Source organism: Taklimakanibacter deserti (assembly GCA_003574785.1).
Genome location: QORU01000007.1, coordinates 230900 through 253170, shown reverse-complemented (window position 1 = coordinate 253170; position 22271 = coordinate 230900). Strand labels below are relative to the sequence as shown.

General features: G+C 62.8%; 24 protein-coding genes. 15 read left to right on the top strand and 9 right to left on the bottom strand.

Going from position 1 to position 22271, the window contains the following annotated elements; all coding sequences use genetic code 11:
• Window position 1: 1 nt before the first annotated feature.
• The 4 genes from DS839_RS16560 to DS839_RS16545 are packed head-to-tail and all read right to left on the bottom strand — an operon-like array spanning window position 2 to window position 2985.
• Window positions 2-1036: a class I SAM-dependent methyltransferase gene (locus DS839_RS16560; RefSeq protein ID WP_119271550.1), complete on the bottom strand. Its 1035-nt coding sequence runs from the start codon at window positions 1034-1036 to the stop codon at window positions 2-4.
• Window positions 1033-1770, bottom strand: a complete 738-nt coding sequence (locus DS839_RS16555; RefSeq protein WP_119271549.1) for a TlyA family RNA methyltransferase — start codon at window positions 1768-1770, stop codon at window positions 1033-1035. The genes DS839_RS16560 and DS839_RS16555 overlap by 4 nt, the downstream gene beginning before the upstream one ends.
• Complete coding sequence (locus tag DS839_RS16550; RefSeq protein WP_119271548.1) at window positions 1767-2024, bottom strand: exodeoxyribonuclease VII small subunit; 258 nt, start codon at window positions 2022-2024, stop codon at window positions 1767-1769. The genes DS839_RS16555 and DS839_RS16550 overlap by 4 nt, the downstream gene beginning before the upstream one ends.
• Window positions 2005-2985, bottom strand: coding sequence for a histone deacetylase family protein (locus DS839_RS16545; protein WP_119271547.1), 981 nt, complete (start codon window positions 2983-2985; stop codon window positions 2005-2007). The genes DS839_RS16550 and DS839_RS16545 overlap by 20 nt, the downstream gene beginning before the upstream one ends.
• 153 nt (window positions 2986-3138) lie before the next feature.
• Here DS839_RS16545 and DS839_RS16540 point away from each other — a divergent pair, with 153 nt between their 5' ends.
• The 12 genes from DS839_RS16540 to DS839_RS16485 all read left to right on the top strand — a co-directional run bounded on the left by DS839_RS16540 (window position 3139) and on the right by DS839_RS16485 (window position 11921).
• Window positions 3139-4068 (top strand): L-threonylcarbamoyladenylate synthase, encoded by a 930-nt coding sequence (locus tag DS839_RS16540; RefSeq protein ID WP_119271546.1) that lies wholly within the window; start codon window positions 3139-3141, stop codon window positions 4066-4068.
• A 14-nt stretch (window positions 4069-4082) separates the two neighbouring features.
• A complete protein-coding gene (locus DS839_RS16535; protein WP_119271545.1) occupies window positions 4083-5498 on the top strand; it encodes an FAD-binding oxidoreductase in 1416 nt (471 codons plus the stop codon).
• Window positions 5495-5914: a GNAT family acetyltransferase gene (locus DS839_RS16530; protein ID WP_119271544.1), complete on the top strand. Its 420-nt coding sequence runs from the start codon at window positions 5495-5497 to the stop codon at window positions 5912-5914. The genes DS839_RS16535 and DS839_RS16530 overlap by 4 nt, the downstream gene beginning before the upstream one ends.
• Before the next feature lie 36 nt (window positions 5915-5950).
• Window positions 5951-6763, top strand: coding sequence for an urease accessory protein UreD (locus DS839_RS16525; RefSeq protein ID WP_162918594.1), 813 nt, complete (start codon window positions 5951-5953; stop codon window positions 6761-6763).
• Window positions 6764-6780: 17 nt separating this feature from the next.
• Window positions 6781-7083 carry an urease subunit gamma gene (locus DS839_RS16520; protein WP_119271542.1) on the top strand — a complete coding sequence of 101 codons (303 nt, stop codon included), beginning with the start codon at window positions 6781-6783 and terminating at the stop codon, window positions 7081-7083.
• A 15-nt stretch (window positions 7084-7098) separates the two neighbouring features.
• Window positions 7099-7404: an urease subunit beta gene (locus DS839_RS16515; RefSeq protein WP_119271541.1), complete on the top strand. Its 306-nt coding sequence runs from the start codon at window positions 7099-7101 to the stop codon at window positions 7402-7404.
• A complete protein-coding gene (gene ureC, locus DS839_RS16510) occupies window positions 7404-9116 on the top strand; it encodes an urease subunit alpha (protein WP_119271540.1) in 1713 nt (570 codons plus the stop codon). Before DS839_RS16515 ends, ureC begins: the two co-directional genes overlap by 1 nt.
• Before the next feature lie 2 nt (window positions 9117-9118).
• Window positions 9119-9565, top strand: a complete 447-nt coding sequence (locus tag DS839_RS16505) for an urease accessory protein UreE (protein ID WP_119271539.1) — start codon at window positions 9119-9121, stop codon at window positions 9563-9565.
• The gene (locus DS839_RS16500; RefSeq protein WP_119271538.1) at window positions 9555-10220 is read left to right on the top strand and encodes an urease accessory protein UreF; all 666 of its coding nucleotides are present in this window, start codon (window positions 9555-9557) and stop codon (window positions 10218-10220) included. Before DS839_RS16505 ends, DS839_RS16500 begins: the two co-directional genes overlap by 11 nt.
• A complete protein-coding gene (gene ureG / locus DS839_RS16495) occupies window positions 10217-10840 on the top strand; it encodes an urease accessory protein UreG (protein ID WP_119271537.1) in 624 nt (207 codons plus the stop codon). Before DS839_RS16500 ends, ureG begins: the two co-directional genes overlap by 4 nt.
• Before the next feature lie 88 nt (window positions 10841-10928).
• Window positions 10929-11597, top strand: a complete 669-nt coding sequence (locus DS839_RS16490) for a cysteine hydrolase family protein (protein ID WP_119271536.1) — start codon at window positions 10929-10931, stop codon at window positions 11595-11597.
• 21 nt (window positions 11598-11618) lie between these two features.
• Window positions 11619-11921, top strand: a complete 303-nt coding sequence (locus DS839_RS16485; protein ID WP_368911688.1) for a GYD domain-containing protein — start codon at window positions 11619-11621, stop codon at window positions 11919-11921.
• Window positions 11922-11936: 15 nt separating this feature from the next.
• Here DS839_RS16485 and DS839_RS16480 read toward each other — a convergent pair whose 3' ends face one another.
• The 5 genes from DS839_RS16480 to DS839_RS16460 form a co-directional block, all read right to left on the bottom strand.
• Window positions 11937-12422 carry a winged helix DNA-binding protein gene (locus DS839_RS16480; protein WP_119271535.1) on the bottom strand — a complete coding sequence of 162 codons (486 nt, stop codon included), beginning with the start codon at window positions 12420-12422 and terminating at the stop codon, window positions 11937-11939.
• 484 nt (window positions 12423-12906) lie between these two features.
• Window positions 12907-14241: a sensor histidine kinase gene (locus DS839_RS16475; protein ID WP_119271534.1), complete on the bottom strand. Its 1335-nt coding sequence runs from the start codon at window positions 14239-14241 to the stop codon at window positions 12907-12909.
• 121 nt (window positions 14242-14362) lie between these two features.
• Complete coding sequence (locus DS839_RS16470) at window positions 14363-17347, bottom strand: caspase family protein (protein WP_119271533.1); 2985 nt, start codon at window positions 17345-17347, stop codon at window positions 14363-14365.
• Window positions 17348-17452: 105 nt separating this feature from the next.
• A complete protein-coding gene (locus DS839_RS16465) occupies window positions 17453-17881 on the bottom strand; it encodes a GNAT family N-acetyltransferase (RefSeq protein ID WP_119271532.1) in 429 nt (142 codons plus the stop codon).
• Window positions 17882-17892: 11 nt separating this feature from the next.
• A complete protein-coding gene (locus DS839_RS16460; RefSeq protein ID WP_119271531.1) occupies window positions 17893-18939 on the bottom strand; it encodes a zinc-dependent alcohol dehydrogenase in 1047 nt (348 codons plus the stop codon).
• Window positions 18940-19063: 124 nt separating this feature from the next.
• On the opposite strand from DS839_RS16460, the gene DS839_RS16455 reads away from it, so the two are divergent.
• Genes DS839_RS16455 through DS839_RS16445 form a run of 3 tightly spaced genes read left to right on the top strand, consistent with a single transcriptional unit; the run spans window position 19064 to window position 22271 of the window.
• Entirely contained in the window at window positions 19064-19930 is an 867-nt protein-coding gene (locus DS839_RS16455) for a helix-turn-helix transcriptional regulator (protein WP_162918593.1), read from the top strand.
• A gap of 37 nt (window positions 19931-19967) precedes the next feature.
• Window positions 19968-21149 (top strand): ABC transporter substrate-binding protein, encoded by a 1182-nt coding sequence (locus DS839_RS16450; protein WP_162918592.1) that lies wholly within the window; start codon window positions 19968-19970, stop codon window positions 21147-21149.
• Between the two features lie 27 nt (window positions 21150-21176).
• Window positions 21177-22271, top strand: a complete 1095-nt coding sequence (locus DS839_RS16445) for an ABC transporter ATP-binding protein (protein WP_162918591.1) — start codon at window positions 21177-21179, stop codon at window positions 22269-22271.

The window sequence follows — 22271 nt, the reverse complement described above, 5'->3', positions numbered from 1 at the left end:
GCTATTCCGGCTTTCGCGCCGTCACCAGCTTCGACAGGAAGACGGGCTCGGCCTCGACCCGCTCCAATCCCACTTCCGTGAAAATCGCTTTCAGATCCTCGCGCAGATAAGAGGGGTAATAAGGCTCATGGAAGTTCGTCGGAAAAGCCTCGAGCATCGCATCGACCTCAGGCATGTCGCCGGGCTGGAGCGAATCCATGAAGACGAGGAGGCCACCGGGCTTCAGCACCCGGGTGAATTCCCGGGCGACGGCGCGCCGAATCTGAGGCGGCACCTCATGGAAGAGAAAGATCGAGGTGACGATATCGAATGAAGCATCGGCAAAGGGCAGCGCTTCGGCCTCTCCGGCTCTGAACTCGGCCTTGTAAGGTTTGAGATGATCGCGCGCTTCCTCGAGATAGGCTGCCGACAGATCGCTGCCGGTGACGGCGAGGCGCGGAAAGGCCTGCTTGACGAAGCGCAGGAAGCGGCCGGTGCCGCAGGCGACGTCGAGCAGCGCCATGCGGCGCTGATCCTTGTGGCGCAGGAAATCGGCGATCGGCACCAGGCATTGCCGGCGCATCGCATTGGCGGTGCCGGAGAACAGCACCTCGACCTGCATGTCATAGAGCCTGGCCGATTCCTCGGTGAGATAGCCGCCGGTCTGGAAATGGAAGTTCTGCAGGAAATAAGCGGGGAACTTCTCGGCGAGCTCGGGCGAATAGATTTCGGTGCCCTGGCCTTGCGCCTTCCTTTCGGCGGCGAGCGGTAGGTCGGCGAAGAAACGGCGGCTGGTGTCGATGAGGCTGCGCAGATCGCCGTCGCGATCGCGCGGCATCGGATAATGGCCCTTGCCGACATTGGCGAGATCGCGGGCGAAGAGGGCGCCCATTTGCTCGAAGATGAAGTTGCGGCCCGGCCCCTTGCCGCGGCTCTTTTTCCGTTCCTGAGCGGGTTTCGCCTCGCGATAGCGGCGCGAAGCGAAGTAATGGCCCATATACCAGGCGATGCGGGCGCCCTGCCGGCTCGCATATTCGAAACTCTCGAAAGGCGTCATCCTGCCTTCTCCGCCGCGATCAGGAACTCTCTGTTGCCGCTGCCGCCTGCAAGCGGCGACGGCTCCAAGCCTATCACACTCCAGTCACGGACCCTAAGCCAAGACGCGATATCGTCGCAAATCTGCCGATGCACCAACTCGTCCTTGACGACACCATCCCGGCCCAGTGCCGCGCGGCCGGCCTCGAATTGCGGCTTGATGAGCGCCATGAGCCTGGCCCCCGGTGCCGCGAGATCAAGCGCCCGGGGCAAAGCGAGCTTGAGCGAAATGAAGCTGACGTCACAGACGATGAATTGAAGCGGCTTTCTCACATGCTGGGGCGCGAGATCGCGTGCATTGAGCCCTTCCCACAAGGTGACGCGCGGATCATGGCTGAGCGCCCTTACGAACTGGCCGTGGCCGACATCGATGGCGGTGACGTGGCGGGCGCCATGTTCCAGCAGCACTTCGCTGAAGCCGCCGGTCGAGGCGCCGATATCGAGGCAATGAAGACCTTGAGGAGAAAGCCCGAAATGGCCCAGCGCATGCTTGAGCTTGAGGGCGGCGCGCGAGACATAGGCGCGGGCCGCATCGGCGATGGCGATGACCGCATCATCGGCCACGGGCTGCGCCGGTTTAGTGACGATCAGACCGTCGACCGTCACCGTGCCGCGCTTGATCGCATCGCGCGCCCTGGAGCGCGTCTGATAGAGGCCGCGCGCGACCAGCGCTTCATCGAGCCGCGTGCGCGTCAACCCGGATCCAGGGGTTCCGTACCGGAAGGCGTGCCATCCGCCTTGAGCGTGATCTTCTCGATGCGTGCCTCGGCATCCTTCAAGAGCTTCTCGCAATGCTTCTTGAGCGCCTCGCCACGTTCATAGATGGAGATCGAGGATTCGAGATCGACCTTGCCGGATTCGAGCTTCTCGACGATGTCCTCGAGCTCGGCGAGCGCCGTCTCGAAGCTCATCGCGCTGATTGCGGTTTTCTCATTCGCCATCGTCGTCATCCTCATCGTCCGGGATCCTGGCCAGAAGATCGCCGCTGCCCCGGATCAAGGCCTGGACATGGACGGCGACCGAAGCGGCCAGCGCCCGAAGGTCATAGCCCCCCTCGAGCACCGATACAACGCGGCTGTCGGCATGCTTGTCGGCGATCTCCATGATATTGAGCGTCGCCCAGACGAAATCCTCTTCGGTGAAATTGAGACCGCCCAGCGGATCGGCGCGATGGGCATCGAAGCCCGCCGAGATGATGACGAGGTCGGGGCCGAAGGCATCGAGAGCGGGCAGGATGATGGTCGACATGGCGTCGCGGAACTCCGGCCCGCCATTCCCTTCGCGCAAGGGAGCATTGAAAATATTGCCCACCCCGGTTTCCGATGCCGCTCCGGTCCCCGGATAGAGCGGCATCTGATGCGTGGAGCCATAGAAGAGATCGCCATCGGCCCAAAAGATGTCTTGCGTGCCATTGCCGTGATGGACGTCGAAATCGATGACGGCAACACGCTCCGCATCGTAGCGCTCGCGCGCATAGAGCGCGGCGATGGCGGCATTGTTGAACAGGCAGAAGCCCATGGCCCGGCGTGCCTCGGCGTGATGGCCGGGCGGCCGCATGGCGCAAAAGACATTATGCGCCTCGCCGCCGAACACGGCATCGACGCCGGCCACCGCCGCGCCGACACCGCGCAAGGCGGCCTCGAGCGTACCGGGAGACATGAAGGTATCCATGTCGATCTGGGCGAAGCCTTCCTCAGGCGAGGCCTCGCGGATCTGGGCGAGATAGCCGTCGGGATGGACGCGCACGATGTCCTCGTCGCGCCCCAGCGGCGCCTGCTTGCGCTTCAGCGCCTTGAAATGGGAATGCGAGAGGATCTGGTTGATGGCCTTGATGCGGTCCACCCGCTCGGGATGGCCGGGCGGGTTGTCATGCTCGAGGCTCGCATGATGGTGGATGAGCAATGTCGTCATGGCTACCGGCTTAGGAATAGAGCGGGTTCGCGTCCAGCGGAAGGGTCTTATTTGGAATGGCTGAAATCGATCAAGCCATGGGCTCCGGCTAGTGTCGTCATCCTCCCTAAGCTGCTATAGAGACGCTCCCCGAATTGCAACCAGGAATATCATCTGACCCAGTCCGTCACCCATGCCGCCGAGGCCCTGATCGAGGGCAAGCTTGTCGCCTTTCCGACCGAGACCGTCTACGGGCTCGGCGCCGATGCGACGCAGGACAAGGCCGTGGCCCACGTCTTTGCCGCCAAGAACCGGCCGAGCTTCAATCCGCTGATCGTGCATGTCGCCTCGCTCGATGAAGCGGCCGCTCATGGCGAGTTCGGCATCGAGGCGAGCGAGCTCGCCAAATTATTCTGGCCCGGCCCCCTGACCCTGGTGGTGCCGCGGCGCGAGGGTTGCGCGGTCTCGCTCCTCGCCTCGGCCGGACTGCCGACGATTGCGCTGCGCGTGCCGAAGCATCCGCTTGCCCAGGCGCTGCTCAGGGCCGCGCGCCGGCCAGTGGTGGCGCCGAGCGCCAATCCTTCCGGCCGCATCAGCCCGACCACCGCGGCGCATGTCCGCGAGGGTCTTGGCGACAAGGTCAGCGTCATACTCGATGGCGGCCCATCGGCGATCGGGCTTGAATCGACCATCATCGGCTTCACCGGCGGGCGTGCCACACTGCTCAGGCCTGGCGGTCTTGCGCGCGAGGACATCGAGAAGGCGCTCGGCCACAAGCTCGGCTCAGGCGGTGACGCGAGGAAGCCGTCATCGCCCGGCCAGCTCGAAAGCCATTATGCGCCGCGGGCGAAGCTGCGCCTCAACGCCAAGGCGGCAAAGGAAGGCGAAGCCTATCTCGCTTTCGGCAAGGCGCCGGGGGCGCGGTTCAATCTGTCGCCGACGGGCGATCTCACCGAGGCAGCCGCCAATCTTTTCCGCCTGCTGCATGAGCTCGACACGACAGGTGCTAAGGTCATTGCCGTCGGGCCTATTCCCGATCACGGCCTCGGCGAGGCCATCAATGACCGGCTCAAACGAGCCGCCGCGCCGCGATCCCCATCCTAGATGAAGCAGTCCCGATGACCATCAAGCCTTCCGCCGAGACACTGGCTCGCCTTGCCGCCGTGGTGGGTGACAAATATGCCATCAGGGATCCAAGCGAGATGACGGCCTATATGGCGGAGGCGCGCGAGATCTGGACCGGCAAATCGCCCCTGGTGCTGAGACCGGCATCGACAGCGGAGGTCTCGCAGATTCTCGCCATCGCCTGTGAGGCGGAGACGGCGATCGTACCACAGAGCGGCAATACCGGCCTTGTCGGCGGCCAGATTCCCTTCGAGACCGGCGATGAAGTGCTTTTGTCGCTCGATCGCATGACGCGCATCCGCGCCGTCGATCCGGTCAACAACAGCATCACGGTCGATGCCGGCGCGACGCTCAAATCCGTCCAGGAGGCGGCCGGGAACGCCGACCGCTTCTTCCCCCTGAGCCTGGAATCGGAGGGCTCCTGCCGCATCGGCGGCAATCTTTCCACCAATGCCGGCGGCCTCGGCGTTCTGGCCTATGGCAACACCCGCGATCTCTGCCTGGGGCTCGAAGTGGTGCTGGCGGACGGGCGCATCTGGAACGGGCTCAAGAGCCTGCGCAAGGACAATACCGGCTATGATCTGAAGAACCTGTTCATTGGCGCCGAGGGCACGCTGGGTGTCATCACGGGGGCCGTGCTCAAGCTCTTCCCGCATCCGAGCGACCACGCCACCGCTTTCGTCGCCTTGCCGTCGGTCAAGGCCGCACTCGACCTCCTGAATCTGGCCCGACAACGGAGCAGCAATCGGGTCACCGCGATCGAGCTTTTCCGCCGCAACGGCTTCGAATTCACCATCAAGCATTTTCAGGTGCGCGATCCCTTCGCCGCGGCAGCCCCCTGGTATGTGCTGCTTGAATTGTCGGGCTCGGGCGATCTTGCCGGCCTCATGACCGAGCTTCTCGGCGAAGCCGCGGAGCAGGGCATCGTGCTCGATGCGACGATCGCCCAATCCGAGGCGCAGCGCAAGGACATCTGGTTCATTCGCCAGGCGATCGTCGAGGTGCAGAAGCGCGAAGGCGGCTCGATCAAGCATGATGTCTCGGTGCCGATTTCAGAGCTTCCGGATTTTGTCGACAAGGCGCTTGTTGCCATCGAGGCCTTCATGCCGGGCGCGCGTCCGATGCCCTTCGGCCATATCGGCGACGGCAACCTGCATTTCAATGTCAGCCAGCCGCTCGGCATGGACAAGCGCGCCTATCTCGATCAGTGGCAGGCGATGAATGACGTCGTCTTCGATGTCGTGCTGAAGCACGGCGGCTCGATCAGCGCCGAGCATGGCATCGGTCGGCTGAAGCGCGACCTGATGATGAAGATAAAGTCCCCGGTCGAATTGCAGATGATGCGCGATGTGAAGAAGGTCTTCGATCCCAAGGGCATTCTCAATCCCAACAAGGTATTGCCGTCGTGACGACGTTTCGTCCCTTGGAGGACCGTGATGTCGCCGGTGTGATCGCCTTGTGGACGGACTGCGGCCTGGTGCGAGCCTGGAACGATCCCCGGCGTGACATCGATTTCGCCCGCGGCAAGGAGAATTCGGAAATTCTCGTCGGCATAGCGGACGGCGGGCTCGTCTCTTCCGTCCTGGTCGGTCACGATGGCCACCGCGGCTGGCTTTACTATGTTTCGGTGGCGCCGGCCTCTCAGGGCAAGGGCCTGGGGAAGGCGACGGTGCGCGCCGCCGAAGCCTGGCTCAAGGCGCGCGGAATCTGGGCCATCAATCTCAATATCCGCAGCGAGAATGCCGAGGTTCGGGGCTTCTATGCAGCGCTCGGCTATGAGCTTCGCGATGTCATCGTCATGGGCCGGCGCGACCTCGATCTGTAGCTTGAGATTTTGCCGGCCCCCGATATTGTCGATCCTGTGCCAGGTTCCACCAAATTCCAGCGCGTCGAGGCTGAAGGACGCATTTCGGTCAAGCATACGCCGCGCGGCTCGGTCCTGGACCGGCTCCATCAATCGGGCGCCGCCAAGATCCGATTTCCTTCATCGCCCGACACATCCGCCTGCGAAGCCGTATTGATCAATACCGCCGGGGGGCTGACGGGCGGTGACCGCTTGTCCTGGTCCGTTCATGCGGGTAGGGCGGCGTCCCTCACTTGCGTGAGCCAAGCCTGCGAGCGGATCTACCGTTCGCTCGACGGGGAGCCGGCGCGGCTTTCGGTCAAGATAACGCTCGATACGAAATCGCGCCTCAACTGGCTGCCGCAGGAGACGATCCTGTTCGATGGCTGCGCGCTGGAGCGCAGCCTCGAAGCCGATCTTGCCGCGGGGGCGAGCCTCCTCATCGTCGAGGCCTTCGTCTTCGGTCGCGCCGCCATGGGCGAGGTCGTCCGTCACGCCAGTGTGCATGACCGCTGGGCCATCCGCCGCGAGGGCAAGCTCGTCTTTGCCGACAATGTCCGATTTGACGGCGAGGTGGATGATCTCTTGCAGCGCCGTGCCGTTGCCGCAGGCGATCGCGCTTTGGCGACGGTGGCGCTTTTTGCGCCCGACGCTGAAGGTCATCTCGATTTCGTGCGAGAAAACTTCCCCCTCATTGCCAGCACCGCCTTTGCTGGCAAGTTTCTTGCTAGGCTCTCGGCAAAAGGGGCCTATGAGCTCAGGCAAATGCTTATTCCGCTGGCGATCAGGCTTTCCGGTGGACATGCACTGCCGAAAGTTTGGGCAGTCTGACTGGAAAAGAGGCGGCAATGCAGCTCACGCCGCGTGAGAGAGATAAGCTTTTGGTCGCCATGGCGGCGTCGGTCGCACGACGGCGACTTGAACGGGGCGTCAAGCTCAATCATCCCGAGGCGATCGCCCTCATCACCGACTTCGTGGTCGAAGGCGCGCGCGATGGCCGCAGTGTCGCCGATCTCATGGAGGCCGGCGCCCATGTGATCGATCGCAGCCAGGTGATGGAAGGCATCGCCGAGATGATCCACGATGTGCAGGTCGAGGCGACCTTTCCCGACGGCACCAAGCTGGTGACGGTCCATGAACCGATACGCTGAGCGGAAGGCGCGTCAATGATACCTGGCGAGATCATGACCAAGGCCGGCGATATCGAGCTCAATGCGGGCGCCGATCTCGTGGTGCTGCAAGTCGCCAATAGTGGCGATCGTCCGGTGCAGGTCGGCTCGCACTATCATTTTCATGAGACCAATCCGGCGCTCATTTTCGACCGCGACAAGGCGCGGGGCCGGCGGCTCGACATTCCGGCGGGCACCGCGGTCCGCTTCGAGCCCGGCCAGACCCGCGATGTCAGCCTCGTCCCGATAGCAGGTGCCCGTCAGATCCATGGCTTTCGCGGCATGGTGATGGGCAAGCTCTGATGCCGGCGCGGATTTCGAGAGCTTCCTATGCCCGGATGTTCGGTCCGACCGTGGGCGACCGCGTCCGGCTGGCCGACACGGATCTCATCATCAAAGTGGAGAGCGATTTCACCATCTATGGCGAGGAAGTGAAATTCGGCGGCGGCAAAGTGATCCGCGACGGCATGGGGCAGAGCCAGCGCGCCCGCGCCGAAGGTGCGGTCGACACCGTCATCACCAATGCCCTAATCATCGATCATTGGGGCATCGTCAAGGCCGACATCGGATTGAAGGATGGGCGGATCGCGGGGATCGGCAAGGCCGGAAATCCCGACACTCAGCCCGGGGTCGACATCATCATCGGGCCCGGCACCGAAGCGATTGCGGGCGAAGGCCGCATCCTCACCGCCGGCGGCATGGATGCGCATATCCATTTCATCTGCCCGCAGCAGATCGAAGAGGCGCTGATGTCGGGCATCACCACCATGCTGGGCGGCGGCACCGGCCCCGCGCACGGGACGCTGGCGACCACCTGCACACCCGGTCCCTGGCATATGGAGCGCATGCTTCAGGCGGTGGACGGCTTGCCTATGAATATCGGCTTCTCGGCCAAGGGCAATGCGTCCTTGCCGCGATCACTGGTCGAGATGATCGACGCAGGCGCCTGCGCGCTCAAGCTGCATGAGGATTGGGGGACGACGCCGGCGGCGATCGATTGCTGTCTCGCTGTTGCCGACGATCACGATGTCCAGGTGATGATCCACACCGACACGCTCAATGAGTCGGGCTTCGTCGAGGACACGATTGCCGCCATCAAGGGCCGGACCATTCATGCCTTCCATACCGAAGGGGCAGGTGGCGGCCATGCGCCCGACATCATCAAGCTCTGCGGCTTCGCCAATGTCATTCCCTCGTCGACCAATCCGACGCGGCCCTACACGGTCAACACCGTGGCCGAGCATCTCGACATGCTGATGGTCTGCCATCATCTCGATCCACGCATTGCCGAGGACATCGCCTTCGCCGACAGTCGCATTCGCAAGGAGACGATCGCCGCGGAAGACATCCTGCATGATCTGGGTGCCTTCGCCATCATTTCCTCTGACAGCCAGGCCATGGGTAGGGTCGGCGAGGTCATCATCCGCACTTGGCAGACCGCCCACAAGATGAAGATCCAGCGCGGCCGGCTTGCGCAAGAGGTCGGTGACAACGACAATGCCAGGGTGAAGCGCTATATCGCGAAATATACGATCAATCCCGCCATCGCCCATGGCATCGCCCATCATGTCGGATCGATCGAACCCGGCAAGCGTGCCGACCTCGTCCTGTGGTCGCCGGCTTTCTTCGGCGTCAAACCCGACATGGTCCTGCTCGGCGGCATGATCGCCGCAGCACCCATGGGTGATCCCAATGCGTCCATTCCAACACCGCAGCCCGTTCATTACCGCCCGATGTTTGCCGCGCTGGGCAAGGCGCCAGTCCGTAGCGCGGCGACCTTTGTTTCCAAATCGTCTCTCGCCAAGGGCGTCAAGCAGCGCTTCGGCCTCGACAAGGAATTGATCGCCGTCGAAAACACCAGAGGCGGCCTTGGCAAGGCATCGATGATCCATAATTCGGCGACGCCCCATATCGAGGTCGATCCCGAAACCTATGAGGTGCGTGCCGACGGCGAAGTGTTGACCTGCGAGCCCATGCACGCGCTGCCCATGGCGCAGCGCTATTTCCTGTTCTGACGATGCGGGCGCAATCGATAAAGCCGAAAGGCACATGGTCGGGCACCCCTGCGGACCGGGTGACGCTCGATTATGAAGACCGCTGTCGGCGGCGCATAGCGATGATCGGCGAGGGCGGTCTTTCCTTTCTCCTCGATCTCGCCGCGACGACCTATCTCAAGGACGGCGACGCGCTTCTCCTCGATGACGGGCGCCTCGTCGAGATCAAGGCCGAGGCCGAGAACCTGCTCGAGATCAAGGGCCGCGATCGCCTGCATCTGATGACGCTTGCCTGGCATCTCGGCAACCGCCATCTCGCCGCCCAGATCGAGCCTGAGCGCATCGTCATCCGCCATGATCCGGTGATCGCACATATGCTCGAACATCAGGGCGCGCGCTTGAGAAAGGTGCGCGAGCCCTTCAATCCGGAAGGTGGCGCCTATTCGGCGCATCACGGCCATGAGCATTGATCGACTGGCGATGCTGCGGCTGATGACCTGGCTGTCGCCTTCCTTCCCGGTCGGCGCCTTCAGCTATTCGCATGGCCTTGAATATGCCGTGCACGACGAGGTCGTCGCCTCGCGGGGTGACCTTGCCGAATGGATCGAGGATCTGATTTCGGTCGGCAGCCTGTGGAACGACGCGGTGCTGCTGGTTGAGGCCTGGCATGCGGCAGCCATGGGAGACTTTCCACGCTTGCGCCGGGCGGCGGAATGGGGAGAGGCCATGGCGGTCAGCGCCGAACGTCATCTCGAAACAATGGATCAGGGCCGCTCTTTTCAGGGCGCCGTGCGGCCTTGGACGGCCAGCACCGGTGCCGATCTCTCATCTCCCTATCCCGTGGCCGTCGGAGCGGCTGCCGCCGCCATGGAAATCGACCGGGAAGCGGCCTGTGCCGCGTTCCTGCATGCCTGTGCGGCCAATCTCGTCTCGGCCGGCATCAGGCTCATCCCGCTCGGCCAGTCGGAGGGAACCGCTCTCATGGCATCACTGGAAAATCAGATCATTACAGGCGCGCGCAAAGCGGCGCGGTCGTCGCTTGCCGATCTCGGCAGCGCGAGTTTCGCGGCCGATATGGCCGCAATGCGGCATGAGGCTCTTGCGGTAAGGCTGTTCAGATCATGAGTGGTGCTCACGGCCCGCTGCGCGTCGGCATAGGGGGACCGGTCGGATCCGGCAAGACGACGCTGACGGAGAAGCTCTGCAAGGCGATGCGCGAGCATTGGTCGATCGCCGTCGTCACCAACGACATCTATACGAGGGAGGATGCGCTGATCCTCAGCCGGCTGCAGGCGCTGCCGGAAGACCGCATCCTGGGCGTTGAGACGGGCGGTTGCCCGCATACCGCGATCCGCGAGGACGCTTCCATCAATCTGGGAGCGATTGCCGAGCTCAATCGGCGTCATCCGGATCTCGATGTGGTTTTCATCGAATCGGGCGGCGACAATCTGGCGGCGACCTTCTCGCCCGAGCTTGCCGATCTGACGCTCTACGTCATCAGCGTTTGCCAGGGCGAAAAGATACCGCGCAAGGGTGGGCCCGCCATCACCCGCTCGGACCTCCTCATCATCAACAAGATGGATCTGGCCCCCTATGTCGGCGCTGATCTCGACGTCATGGAGGGGGATACGAAACGGGTCCGTGGAGGCCGCCCCTATATCTTCACCGACCTTCTGCGCAACAAGGGGGTTTCCGAGGTTGCTGCAGCTATTGGGCGGATGGGTGGCCTCGATTTGATTGTCTAGTATTTAAACTGGAATTCAGTAGATCAAATAGTTTGTCAACACAGATCGGGCTCTCTAGTTTGGCGCCCTCGTTTGTGGAGACCTCGCCATGCCCATTGCCGCCCGGCCTTTCGACTACCCTTATGACGGCCATCTCGATCCTGCCGTCACCGCTTTGCTGGTCATCGACCTGCAAATGGATTTTCTGTCCCCGGACGGCTATTTCGCCCGCAAGGGCTACGATCCGGCACCTCTGCGCGCGATCATCCCGAACGTGAACGCTGTCATTGCCGCGGCCCGCGGCGCCGGTTGCACCGTCGTCCATACGCGCCAGGGCTACCGCGCCGATCGGGCCGACATGACGCCCTACGAAGTGTGGCGCAGGCGCCGTGCCGGCCTCGACGGCACCGAGGTGCTGTTGCGCTCGTCGCCTGGATACGAGATCGTTCCCGAGATCGATGTCCATCCCGACGACATCATCGTCGACAAGACGGCCAATGGCGCCTTCACCTATACCGATCTCGAGCATGTGCTGCGCGCCCGCGGCATCACTCATCTGCTGTTCACGGGCTGCACGACGGATGTCTGCGTCCACACCACCTTGCGCGAGGCGCAGGATCGCAACTTCCAGAACCTGTTGATCGAAGACGCCTGTGCCAGCGGCGATCAATATGCGCACCAGGCCGCCATTCATATGGTGACCGTCGAGGACGGCATATTCGGCGTCGTGGCGACGACGAAGGATGTCATCGCCGGCCTCAAGGCCGTGCGCCGCTGACGCATCAGACAGGAGATCATCTTGCCGCTTTTCATCTCTCTCATGCGTCTCACCCAGCGCGGGCTCGATGAGCTGCACAATTCACCGGAACGCGGCCGCATCAGCAAGGAGCGGGTCGAGAAGCTCGGTGGTCGCAGCATCGCCCTTTATGCCACCATGGGACCTTATGACTTCGTCCAGGTCTTCGAGATGCCGGATGAGGCGCGGATGATGGAATATGTCCTGACCGCGCGCCGTGACGGCCATGTCGAGCCGTTGATCCTGCCGGCCTTCGATGCGGCCGATTGGTCAGCCATCGTCAATGCCGTCACGCACGGCAAATAGGAATGGCAGTAGGACCTACGCCGACCAGAGGCGGTTGAGACCGTTCAGCATGCGGGTCGTCAGCGACAAGTCCGCTGCACTGATGCCGATCTCAGGAAGCAGCCCGGCGTGGTCCATGAGGAGTTGCGCCACGATCTGCGCCACGTCACGACCTTCTTCGGTCAGCTCGATGAGGCTCGATCTCTTGTCCCATTGCGGCCGCGCCAGCGTGATATAGCCGCCCGCCGCGAGCTTGCCGACATTATAGGCAAGGTTGGTTCCCTCATAATGGCCAAGGGCCTGGAGCTCGCCCAAGGAGATGGGCATCCCATGAGCGTGGCTGAGGATGAGGGCTTGCACCGAGCTCAGCGTCTTATTGCGCTGCCCGAGTTCCACGGTGATGACATCGAGGAAGCGACGATGCAGCAGTTCGATGGACTGCAACATCTGCGCGAAATGCTCGCCCTTGATGACAAGCTCTTCGTCAGCCTGATGGGATCTGGCAGCGACCGCCGTCTTCATCGGAAGGTGTCCTCCTGGCGTGGGCATTTACCACGCAAGATGCTAACGCAACCGAAGGCCCGCCTCCCAAATCCGAGCAATCATATTAACCATAGCGGCAGGAGTGTACGTCTCCAGCGGCATTTTTCTCCTTTGAAACAAGGTGCTAGCGATGGACTGGTGGCTACGATCGAAAGGCCTGATGGAAAGGCAGTTTCGTGCGCTTTTATGGTTGTCTCAGTACCAGCCGACCATACCGATGCGCGCGCCATCCTCAGGTGTCTTAACGACAACCTTTGGCGGCTCGTCATCCTCATCGAAAGAATGAAACCACCGGTAAAATCTCTGAAGCAACGCATTCATGGAACAAACTCACTTCAGGGTGCAGTCATAAATGCCATTGGCGCGGCTTGGTTCCTCAGAAGACCAGGGAACCAAGCCTCATCATCTGATCATAGGCGCCATTGCTGACAGGATCTGTCACCATGCCATGAGGAGAGGGAGGTCAGGTGCTTTCGAGACCGCTTTGCGGCGCTTTGAGCTCCCATACGAGGCCGGAGGCCTGGTGCTCGACCTTGGCCTCGCCCTGCACCGCCGCGGGCGTCAACTGTTCGAGCACCTTGCTGCCGAAACCTTTGGACTTCTCCTGCTTCATCGCAGGCCCCCCGGTCTCTTCCCAGCGCAAGGTGAGGATGCGCGCATCCGCCTCGCCGGCAAGCGACCAGGTTATATTGACCCGGCCTTCCGGCACGGAAAATGCGCCGTGCTTCGCGGCGTTGGTAGCGAGCTCATGGAAGGCCATGCCGAGATACTGCGCCGCGGTGGGCGACAGCAGCACTTCCGGACCTTCCGTTGCAAGCCTGTCCCTGACGCCGAAGCTGTCGATGTGGGCGATGATGAGGCCATGAAGATCGGCCCGCTCCCAGTCGCCATGGACGAGCAGATCTTGCGAGCGCGACAATGCCGTGATGCGCGCGCGGATCAGGGTCTCGAATTCCTCCGGCGAGCGCGCCTGACTGTTGGTCTCGCGGATCATCGCCAGGATCACCGCATATTGGTTCTTCACCCGATGGGCGAGTTCGCGCATCAGCATTGTCATGCGCTTTTCCGCCTTCTTTCGGCGCGTGACGTCCTGGGTGATGCCGATGAAGTGCTTGCCGTCGCGATCCACCGAGACGCGGTGATTCTCGAGCCATATCATCCGTCCGTCGGGCCGATAGAAGCGATATTCATCGCGTGGCGGCGGCGGCTCGCCTTGCTTCATCCGGTTGCGGGCTTCCTGCATGCGTGCGCGATCCTCCGGATGCACCATGGCGAGAAAGCGTTCCGCGGCGGGGGCGTCCTTTACGGGATCGAGCCCGACAAGGCGGAAGAAATTATCATCCCAGATGAGCTGCCCGTCGGGTTTGATCTCCCAACTCGCCATGTCCGCCGCCTTGAAGGCGAGTTCGAGCCGCCGCTGCTCGTGCTGCAGCGACCGCCTTTCATGCTCGAGCCGCTGGATCGATTTGTCGAGGAGGTGGACGATGAACAGGATCAGTCCGCAGACGATGATGAATCCGATGACGGCCGCGACCGCCCAGAGTCCCGTGGGATCTCCGGAGCCGGAGGTCGCGAGGAAATAGATCGCAAGCCCGGTACAGACGAAAAGGGCGGCCAGCCCGGCCTTGCGGCCGCCAACAAAGGCGCTGAGCAGCACTGCCGGGTAAAGGGTGAGGAAAGGCTGCATGCCGGGCATCGCCAGTTTGAGGCCGGCGGCGACCAGGATGAAACCCGCCGCCACCACATACCCATAGCCCTTATGCCGTCTGAATGACGGCAAGTGCCTGTCGATCCACACTGGCCTCTCCCTCTGCGGGACTCACTCTAGCATGGCGGAAGAGCAGCGCTAGGCTCAAGCCTTTGATTTCCGAGCGCTACCTGCGGTAAATATTGGAGATTGCGCGCCGATATCCGCAAGCCTAATTGCGAACGCCGCTGATCCGCGCCTGGGCATGATCCCGGCTGGCGGTGTAGGCGACCTCATCCGGTTTCAGGGCGACGGCCTTCTCGATGGTCGCGAGGGCGGCCTCGTAGGCTTTCAACGCGCGCGCCCTGTCGCCTTGTTCCTCGAGCACATATCCGCTTTTGATTTGCGTGTCATAGACGCCATAGAGGAGTTCCGGGTTCTTGGGTGCGAGATCGGCGGCCTTCTGTGCCGCACTCCTCGCCGCTTCGAATAGCTTCAGCGCATCTTGCGGAAAGTTCTTCGTATAGGTGCCCCCGACATCCATGTAGGACTTGTACAGATCGCGCAAGCTGTTCGGGTCGTCCGGAAAGCGCTTGTTGAAGGTCTTCGCTGCTTCGAGCTTCAAATCGTTCTGCGCAAAGAAGCCTTGCCAGTCATCGAGCTTGCCCTTGTCGAAGGCGACCCTCGTGTGGAAGATGATGACATCGCTCTGATAGACCTGCTTGTCCGGATGGGCCTCGGCGACTTTCAGCGCGTGAGCGAGACCGGCCTGGTCATAGGCCAGCGCATTCTTGTAATCCTTGAGCTGGACATAGGACCCCGCAAGCTTCGCGTGATACATGGTGGCGTTGCGCTGCCATTCGACATTCTCCGGGTCGAGCCCCGCGAGCTGGAGCACCGCTTCATGCGCCTTCTTGCTGTAGCCTATGGCCGTCACATCGTCGGGCACGAATTCGTACCAGGTGGCCATCCGCTCATAGGAAGTGACCAGATCCGCGACCCAGACCTTGTTCGTCGGATCGGAACTGACCAGCGTCCGGCGGATCTCGTTGGCCGAGTTGTAGGCGGCGAGCGCCTTCTCGGCATCCTCCTTGGTGATGACATTGTCGCCGAAATAGGTGGTCTCGCCGATCTTCTCCAGGACACCGGCAAGACCGCGCTGCCAGGCGGTGTTCTTGGGATCGGCTGCTACAAGGCGCTTGATGATCGCAGCTGAAGCCTCGAGCGACACCAAAGCGGGCTTGCCCGCATCCTCCTTGTATTTTGTGAGGGCGCGGGCCTGGTCGAACTGGATCGAGCCCATCGCTTCATAAGCGCTCGCCAGGTTGAACTGCCGCAGCGGATCAGCGGGCTTCGCATCGGCGAGCCTTTTGGCGATGTCGAGGCTCGCCTGATAGGACGAGAGCGCTTCCGGGAGCTTCTTTTCTTCCTGCTCGATCTCACCGATCAGCCGATGGCTGAGCGCCAGCGTTGTCTGCCAGTCGTCTTTCGCCGCGTCGCCCTCAACCAGTCCCTGGACAATGTCGCGGCTGGCTTCGTAAGCCGCCAAGGCCTTGCCGGGATTGCCCTGAAGCTTGTGCAGGGCGCCGATCTTGAGATAGGCCGCTGCTTCGAGACCGCGCGCCGTAGCATCGGCTGGATCGGCCGTGGCGAGATCCTGGCGCAGGCCAAGTCCGCTCTCATAAGAGGCGAGAGCGCTTTTCGAGTCACCCTGGTCGCGCAGCACGTCGCCCAGCTTGAGCGTGCTGACGGCCAGGCTGTCCTTCCAACTGCGGTTTTCCGGCTCGGCATCCATCAGCTTGGTCGCGACCGCCTGACCCGTCTCGAACGCTTTCTTCGCCATCGCCAGGTTGCCGACGGTGACATAAAGATCGCCCAGGGCATCAAGCGTCCGGAATTGCTGTTCACGCTGCGCGTCGGGCAATTTTTCGGCAGCGACCTCGCCATAGAGGGCAGCCGCCTGCTCATAGCTGGCGATGGCGAGATCGTAGTTGAGGTCGGCACGCGAGGCGCCGCCGCTGATCGCATGTGTGCTCGCCTCCGACAGCGTGCGTTCGAGGAAGTTGGTCTTCAGCGCGGTCCGCGAGGTGGAGTCGATGGCCGCCGCCTCGGCAAGCTTGCCGCGCGCCGTATTGAACGCGCCGAGCGCCAGCTGCTGCTCCGCTTCCTGCCGAAGCTTGGTCACCTGCGGGTCGGCGGAGGCGAGCGTGCGCATCTGGTTGCGCGTCGTGACGAAGGCGTCGGCCGCTTCGGCGAGCTTCCGGCTGCGCTGCTCCAGGGTGAGATCCTTGGCGTCGGATGAGATCAAGGCGCCATAGAGCGGCGCCAGCGGCATGTCCTTTTCCTTGGCGAGCCTTTCGACCTCATCGCGGAGATCCGACGTGACGTCCGCCATGGCGAGCAGCAGCCGCTCACGTTCGGGCAAGTCATTCGCCGTCACCGCCGCGAAGAACAGCTTGGGCAGGCCGTTCTCGATATAGGGCAGCTGGTTGCCGCGCGATTGGTCGTAGACTTCCTGCTGGACGAGGGTGAGGGCGGAACGGATCTCGAGTCCATCGGTGCCGAGATATTTGGCGAGCGCCGTGGTGAAGGGCGAATTGGGGCCCTTTCCATCGGATGCGGTTTCGCCGGGTGCCGCCGAGAAAGCGAAAAGCACATTCTCGGCCCGGCCCATGCGGCCGAGACCCGGCCTCACATCGAGGGACGCATTGGGCTCTTCGACGACGGCGGCGCCGCGGCTCGATCCATCGGCGCTGCCGCCGCCAAAGGGATCATTGCGGCAGGCATCGAGCATGATGAGGCCGACCTTGCCGGTCGCGGCAATGGTGGCGCGCACTTCATCGAGCGGCAGGGCCGAGATCTTGAGCGTGTCGGCGCTCTCCGCCTTGGCGTCGATCGGGAGAAGGAAGTTTTGCCCTGAGATCTCGACCCCATGGCCGGCAAAGAATACCAGCGCCACATCGGCGCCCGCGGCATCCTCGCGGAAATCCTCCAGCGCCCGGCGCATGCGCTTGAGGTCGCGGTTGGATTCGAGCGTCACCTCGAAGCCGAGCTTCTCCAGCGCGGTCTCGATGGCCAGCGCGTCATTGACGGCATTGGCGAGCGGCCGGATGATCTTGTAGTCGTCGGCCCCCATGACAAGCGCGACGCGTTTTTCTGCAAAGGCCTGGAAAGGGGAAACAAGAATGAAGATTGCGGTCGCCGTAATGCGCAGCACGATTGCCCTCCGGTTAGTCGCGCGCAAAACACCATGCCATTATGGCAACCGCAAGCCTGATTTTGTGCGGCGGGATGGTTTCATTTTGACGAAGGGGAAAGAAGCCTATAGCCGGAAGTTGAAATAGATCACCGGCTCGCCCTTCTGCCCCAGGCGCTCGTAAAAAGCGCGCGCCTCCAGGTTTTCCACTTCGGTGCCGAGCCAGGCGTCGCGGCATCCCCGTTCTCGGCCGAACGCGAAGGCGGCCTGCATGAGGCGCGTGGCGACGCCGCGCCGGCGTGCCGGCTCTGCCACACCGACTTCATCGATGAAGAGATCGCCCGGGCGGTTCTCCGGATGCTCATAGGACAGCGCCGTGAGCTGGCCGATGACGATGCCTTTTTCGATGGCGATGAAAAGATGATGATTGGGAAATGTCAGATAGCGGGCAAGCTTTTCGGGCTCGATCGGATCATCGAAGACATCATCCGCGATCTGTCGGAAGAGCTCTTCATCGCCTGGCCCGCAGAGATGGATTTCGACGTCGTCCGCCATGACGGGCGGAATTAGTGTGCTTCCAGGCCGAGATCAAGCACGACGCGGCCGACGATCTTGCCTTGCCTCATCTCGTCGAAAACCGCATTGATCTCCGACAGAGGCGCGGTCCTGATCTTGGCCCGGACGAGGCCATTGGCGGCGAAATCGAGCGCTTCTCGGAGGTCAGCGCGCGTGCCGACATTGGAGCCCCTGATGCTCAGTTCCCAATTGGTGATCGCGGCGATCGAGGTGCGGATCTCATCCGATTTGCCGCCGGGCAGGCCGATATAGGCGACCGTTCCCGCGGGCCTCAGCATCAGGACCGCCTGTTCGAAGGCCTTGCTCGCGACCGCCGTCACCACGGCGGCATGGGCGCCGCCGATCTTCGCCTGGATGGAAGCCACCGCATCTTCTTGCGAGCCGTCGACCAGGATCTCGGCGCCGAGCGATTTCGCCAGCGCCAGCTTGTCCGCCGCCACATCGACGGCGGCGACCCTCAGGCCCATGGCGCGGGCATATTGGATGGCGATGTGGCCGAGGCCGCCGATGCCGAGAATGGCGACCCATTGGCCGGGGCGCGCGCCGGTGCGCTTGAGGCCGCGATAGGTGGTGACGCCGGCGCAGAGGATGGGAGCGAGCTCGAAGAAATCGGCATCGACGGGAAGCCGGCCGACGAAAGCGGCGGGCGCCACCATATATTCGGCATAGCCGCCGGGCTTGGAATAGCCTGTCGCTTCGCCCGATTTGCAGATGGTCTCCATGCCGGCGAGGCAGAATTCACATGCGCCGCATGAGGAATACATCCACGGCACGCCGACCGCATCGCCCGGCTTGAAACCTTCGACCCCTGGCCCCAGGGCCGCGACATGGCCCGCGACCTCATGGCCCGGAATGAGCGGCAGATTGGGCAGCGGCGACCAGTCGCCTTCGATGGCGTGAAGGTCGCTGTGGCAGACACCGCAGGCTTTGACCTTGATCAGGATCTCGCCATGACCGGGCTCAGGAACGGCGACATCTTCTATGGCGAGCCTGTCCTTGATCTTGTGCAGGACCGCCGCCTTCATTGTCTTCGCCATGATCCGCTCCTTGTTGTCTGGTCGGCGCAAGCTAGATTTGCCGGCATTCGCCTGGCCATATCCCTAAAGCAATAGCGCGGCGATGGCGGTCGCCCCGAATCCCGCCCTGGGCTATAAAGGAGCGATGACAGGTTCCATTCCCCGGCGCCATCTGGTGCTCGACAGTTTCGCCCGGAGCATCGCCGAGCTCACCGAGGCCCTTGAAACCGACGGCTTCGTCTCGGCCTTGCTGGGCGCCGTCCAGCGCCTCGTCCATGCCGATTTTGTGATGGTCTTCGGCTATCAGGGCTCCGAACAGCCCTTGATGCTGGGCGACACGCTCGACCGCGAGCGCCATGGCGTCATCGCCGAGGACTATACAAATGGGCCTTATCTGCTCGACCCCTTCTATCAGCTGGTCGAGGACGGCAGGCAGGAGGGCTGTTTCCGCCTGCACGACATCGCCCCCGACCGCTTCCGCCAGAGCGAATATTACCGCACCCATTACAAGCGCACCGGTATCGGCGAGGAGGTGGGCTTCGTCTTTGCCGCCGGGCGCGGCATCATCGGCGTCGCCTCGCTGGCGCGCTGGAATTCCTCGCCCGCTCTGTCGCGCGACGAGCTCGAGATCCTGCAGGCGATCGAGCCGGCGCTCCGCAGCCTGTGCGCCCGCCATTGGGGTCGCATCACCCGGGCGCGGCTTGTTTCCGCCGATACGGCCGGGGCCGGTGCCGTGGTCACCCTGGAGGAATTCGGCGGCGGCGTGCTCTCCGCCCGTGAACGCCAGATCATGACCATGATCCTGCAGGGCCATTCGACCCAGTCGCTCGCCCATCATCTCGACATCAGCCCCGGCACGGTGAAAATCCACCGCAAGAATGTCTACCGGAAGCTCAATATCTCGACCCAGGCCGAGCTCTTCGCCGCCTATCTGGCCTTCGTCCAGGCGCGGCCGGAGGGCGCCCGCCTATTCCCCGGGGGATATACCCGTAAGCGTCCGTCTCTCGGATAATCCCCCCAACCGAGAAACGAACCCGTGGGAGGGACAGATGACGAAGAGCTGGTACAGCGACCTGCCGCAATTCTATCAACGCCAGATCAAGGCCGCGGGCCTCGATGAGGCAGGCCTCACCCGCCGCCGCCTGCTCAAAGGCATGGCCGCGACCGCGGGCGTCGCCATGGCGGGCCTATCCTCGCGGCCCTCGCGGGCGGCTGCCCAGATGACCTATATGTGCTGGGAAGGCTACAACGACCCGCGCATCATCGATCCCTTCAAGAAGGCCAATGATGTCGACATCGCCTTCGACCTCATCGTCGACAGTCCCGGCGGCTTCGCCAAATTGCAGGCGGGCGCCTCGCGCGAGGTCGACATCGTCTCGAGCGACATGCCCTGGATCACCCGCATGGGTCCGGCGGGGCTGACGCTCGAGCTCAACCCTTCCGACTATGAGGACGTCTACGCAACCTTCTATGACCAGTTCAAGCCGCCCTTCGAGCCTTTGCTCAATGACGGCAAGACCATTGGCGTGGCGACACGCTGGGGCTGGGTCGGTCCGTGCCTCAACACCGACATCACCAAGCCCGAGGCCTGGCGGACCTATGATCCGGTCTTCGACGACGCCAATAAGGGCAAGATCTGCGTGATGGATTGGGGCGACTGGCCCATTCTGCCCATGGCCCTCCATGCCGGCATCAATCCCTATGACGAGCTTGACCAGAATGCGCTGGAGGAAGTGCGCAAGGTATTGCGCGCGATGTTCAAGAACACGCGCACCCTGGTCGCCGATCTGACGCAGGCGCAGAAGGGCCTGCTCGACGGTTCGCTCCTCGGCTGCATCGGCGCCGGCTCCTATCTGACCTCGGCGGTGCGCAAGCAGGGCCACAAGAACATCATGGCCGTGGTGCCTGAGCCCAAGAACGGTCTGAAGCAGGGCATCATCTGGGTCGAGGCGACGGCGATCCTCAAGGACACCGATCAGCCGGAACTGTCGCAGAAGCTCCTGAAACATGTCGTGTCGAAGGAATCGGGACACATCCTGTCGCTGCTCGATTCGACCTGCAATGTCGTGACCAACAAGGCGGTGGAAGCGCTCTACACGCCCGAGGAGCGCGACATCCTGCAGGTCGACTATATGTGGAAAGCCTGGGACAATTCGCAGATGCACCGCATCGCCCCCAATATCGACGAGATGCTTGCCATCTGGCAGGAGGAGCTGGCCGCGGCACAATGACATGAACTTGCGGACGTGCCTTTTGCGATGACGGCCATTCTCGACATCCAGGATGTGCGGAAGTCCTATGGCGCGCACCAGGCGCTGAAAGGCGTGTCGCTCAGCGTCAGCGAGGGCGAGTTCATCGCCCTGGTAGGCCCGTCGGGCTGCGGCAAGACAACCTTGCTGAAGCAGATCGCGGGCTTCGAGGAGCCGGATCAAGGCCGTATCGCCATTGCCGGCGCCGACATGGCGGGCGTTCCCGCGGCGAAACGGCCGACCAGTATGGTGTTCCAGAGATTGGCGCTGTTCCCGCATATGACGGTGGCGGAGAATGTCGGCTTTCCCTTGAAGCTGCGAAAAACCCAGCCTGGCGAGATCAGGAAACGGGTCGGCCAGATGATCGAGCTCATGCAGCTCAAGACCGACTATCTCACGCGCTTTCCCCGCCAGCTTTCGGGGGGCGAGCAGCAGCGTGTGGCGCTGGCGCGCTCGATGGTGTCGGAACCCAAATTGCTGCTGCTCGATGAGCCTCTGTCGGCGCTCGACGTCAAGCTCAAGAAAGTGCTGCAGGCCGAGCTCAAGCGCTTGCATCGCTCCGTCGGCGTCACCTTCGTGCATGTGACACACGATCTCGAAGAGGCGATGATGCTGGCCGACCGCATCTGCGTGATGCGCGACGGCGCCATCCTGCAGCTCGGCACGCCGGCCGATATCTATTACCGGCCGGCCGGCAGCTTCGTCGCCGGCTTCATCGGTGAAACCAATCTGATGCCGATCAAGGTCACGGCGCGCGACAAATCGGGCCTCGTTTATCGCTCTGCCGATATTGCCGACATCGATGGCAGGATCGCTTCCGATTTTGTCGCCGATGGCGTGGGACAGGGCGATGCACTCCTGATGCTGCGACCGGAATTGCTGCGCGTGCTGGGGCCGGAGGAAAAGGCCGAGGGCATCATCGGCGCCGAAGTGACCGAGATGTTCGGCAAGGGCGGCACGGTCCAGTATCGCGCCCGGACCCGGGGCGGCCAGAACCTCGTCGTCGAGATCCCCGGCACGTCGTCGCTCCCCATGCGGATTGGTGACAAAGTGCGGCTCGGCTTCGCCAAGAAGGACATCTATGTCTTCGGTCCCGGGGCCTGA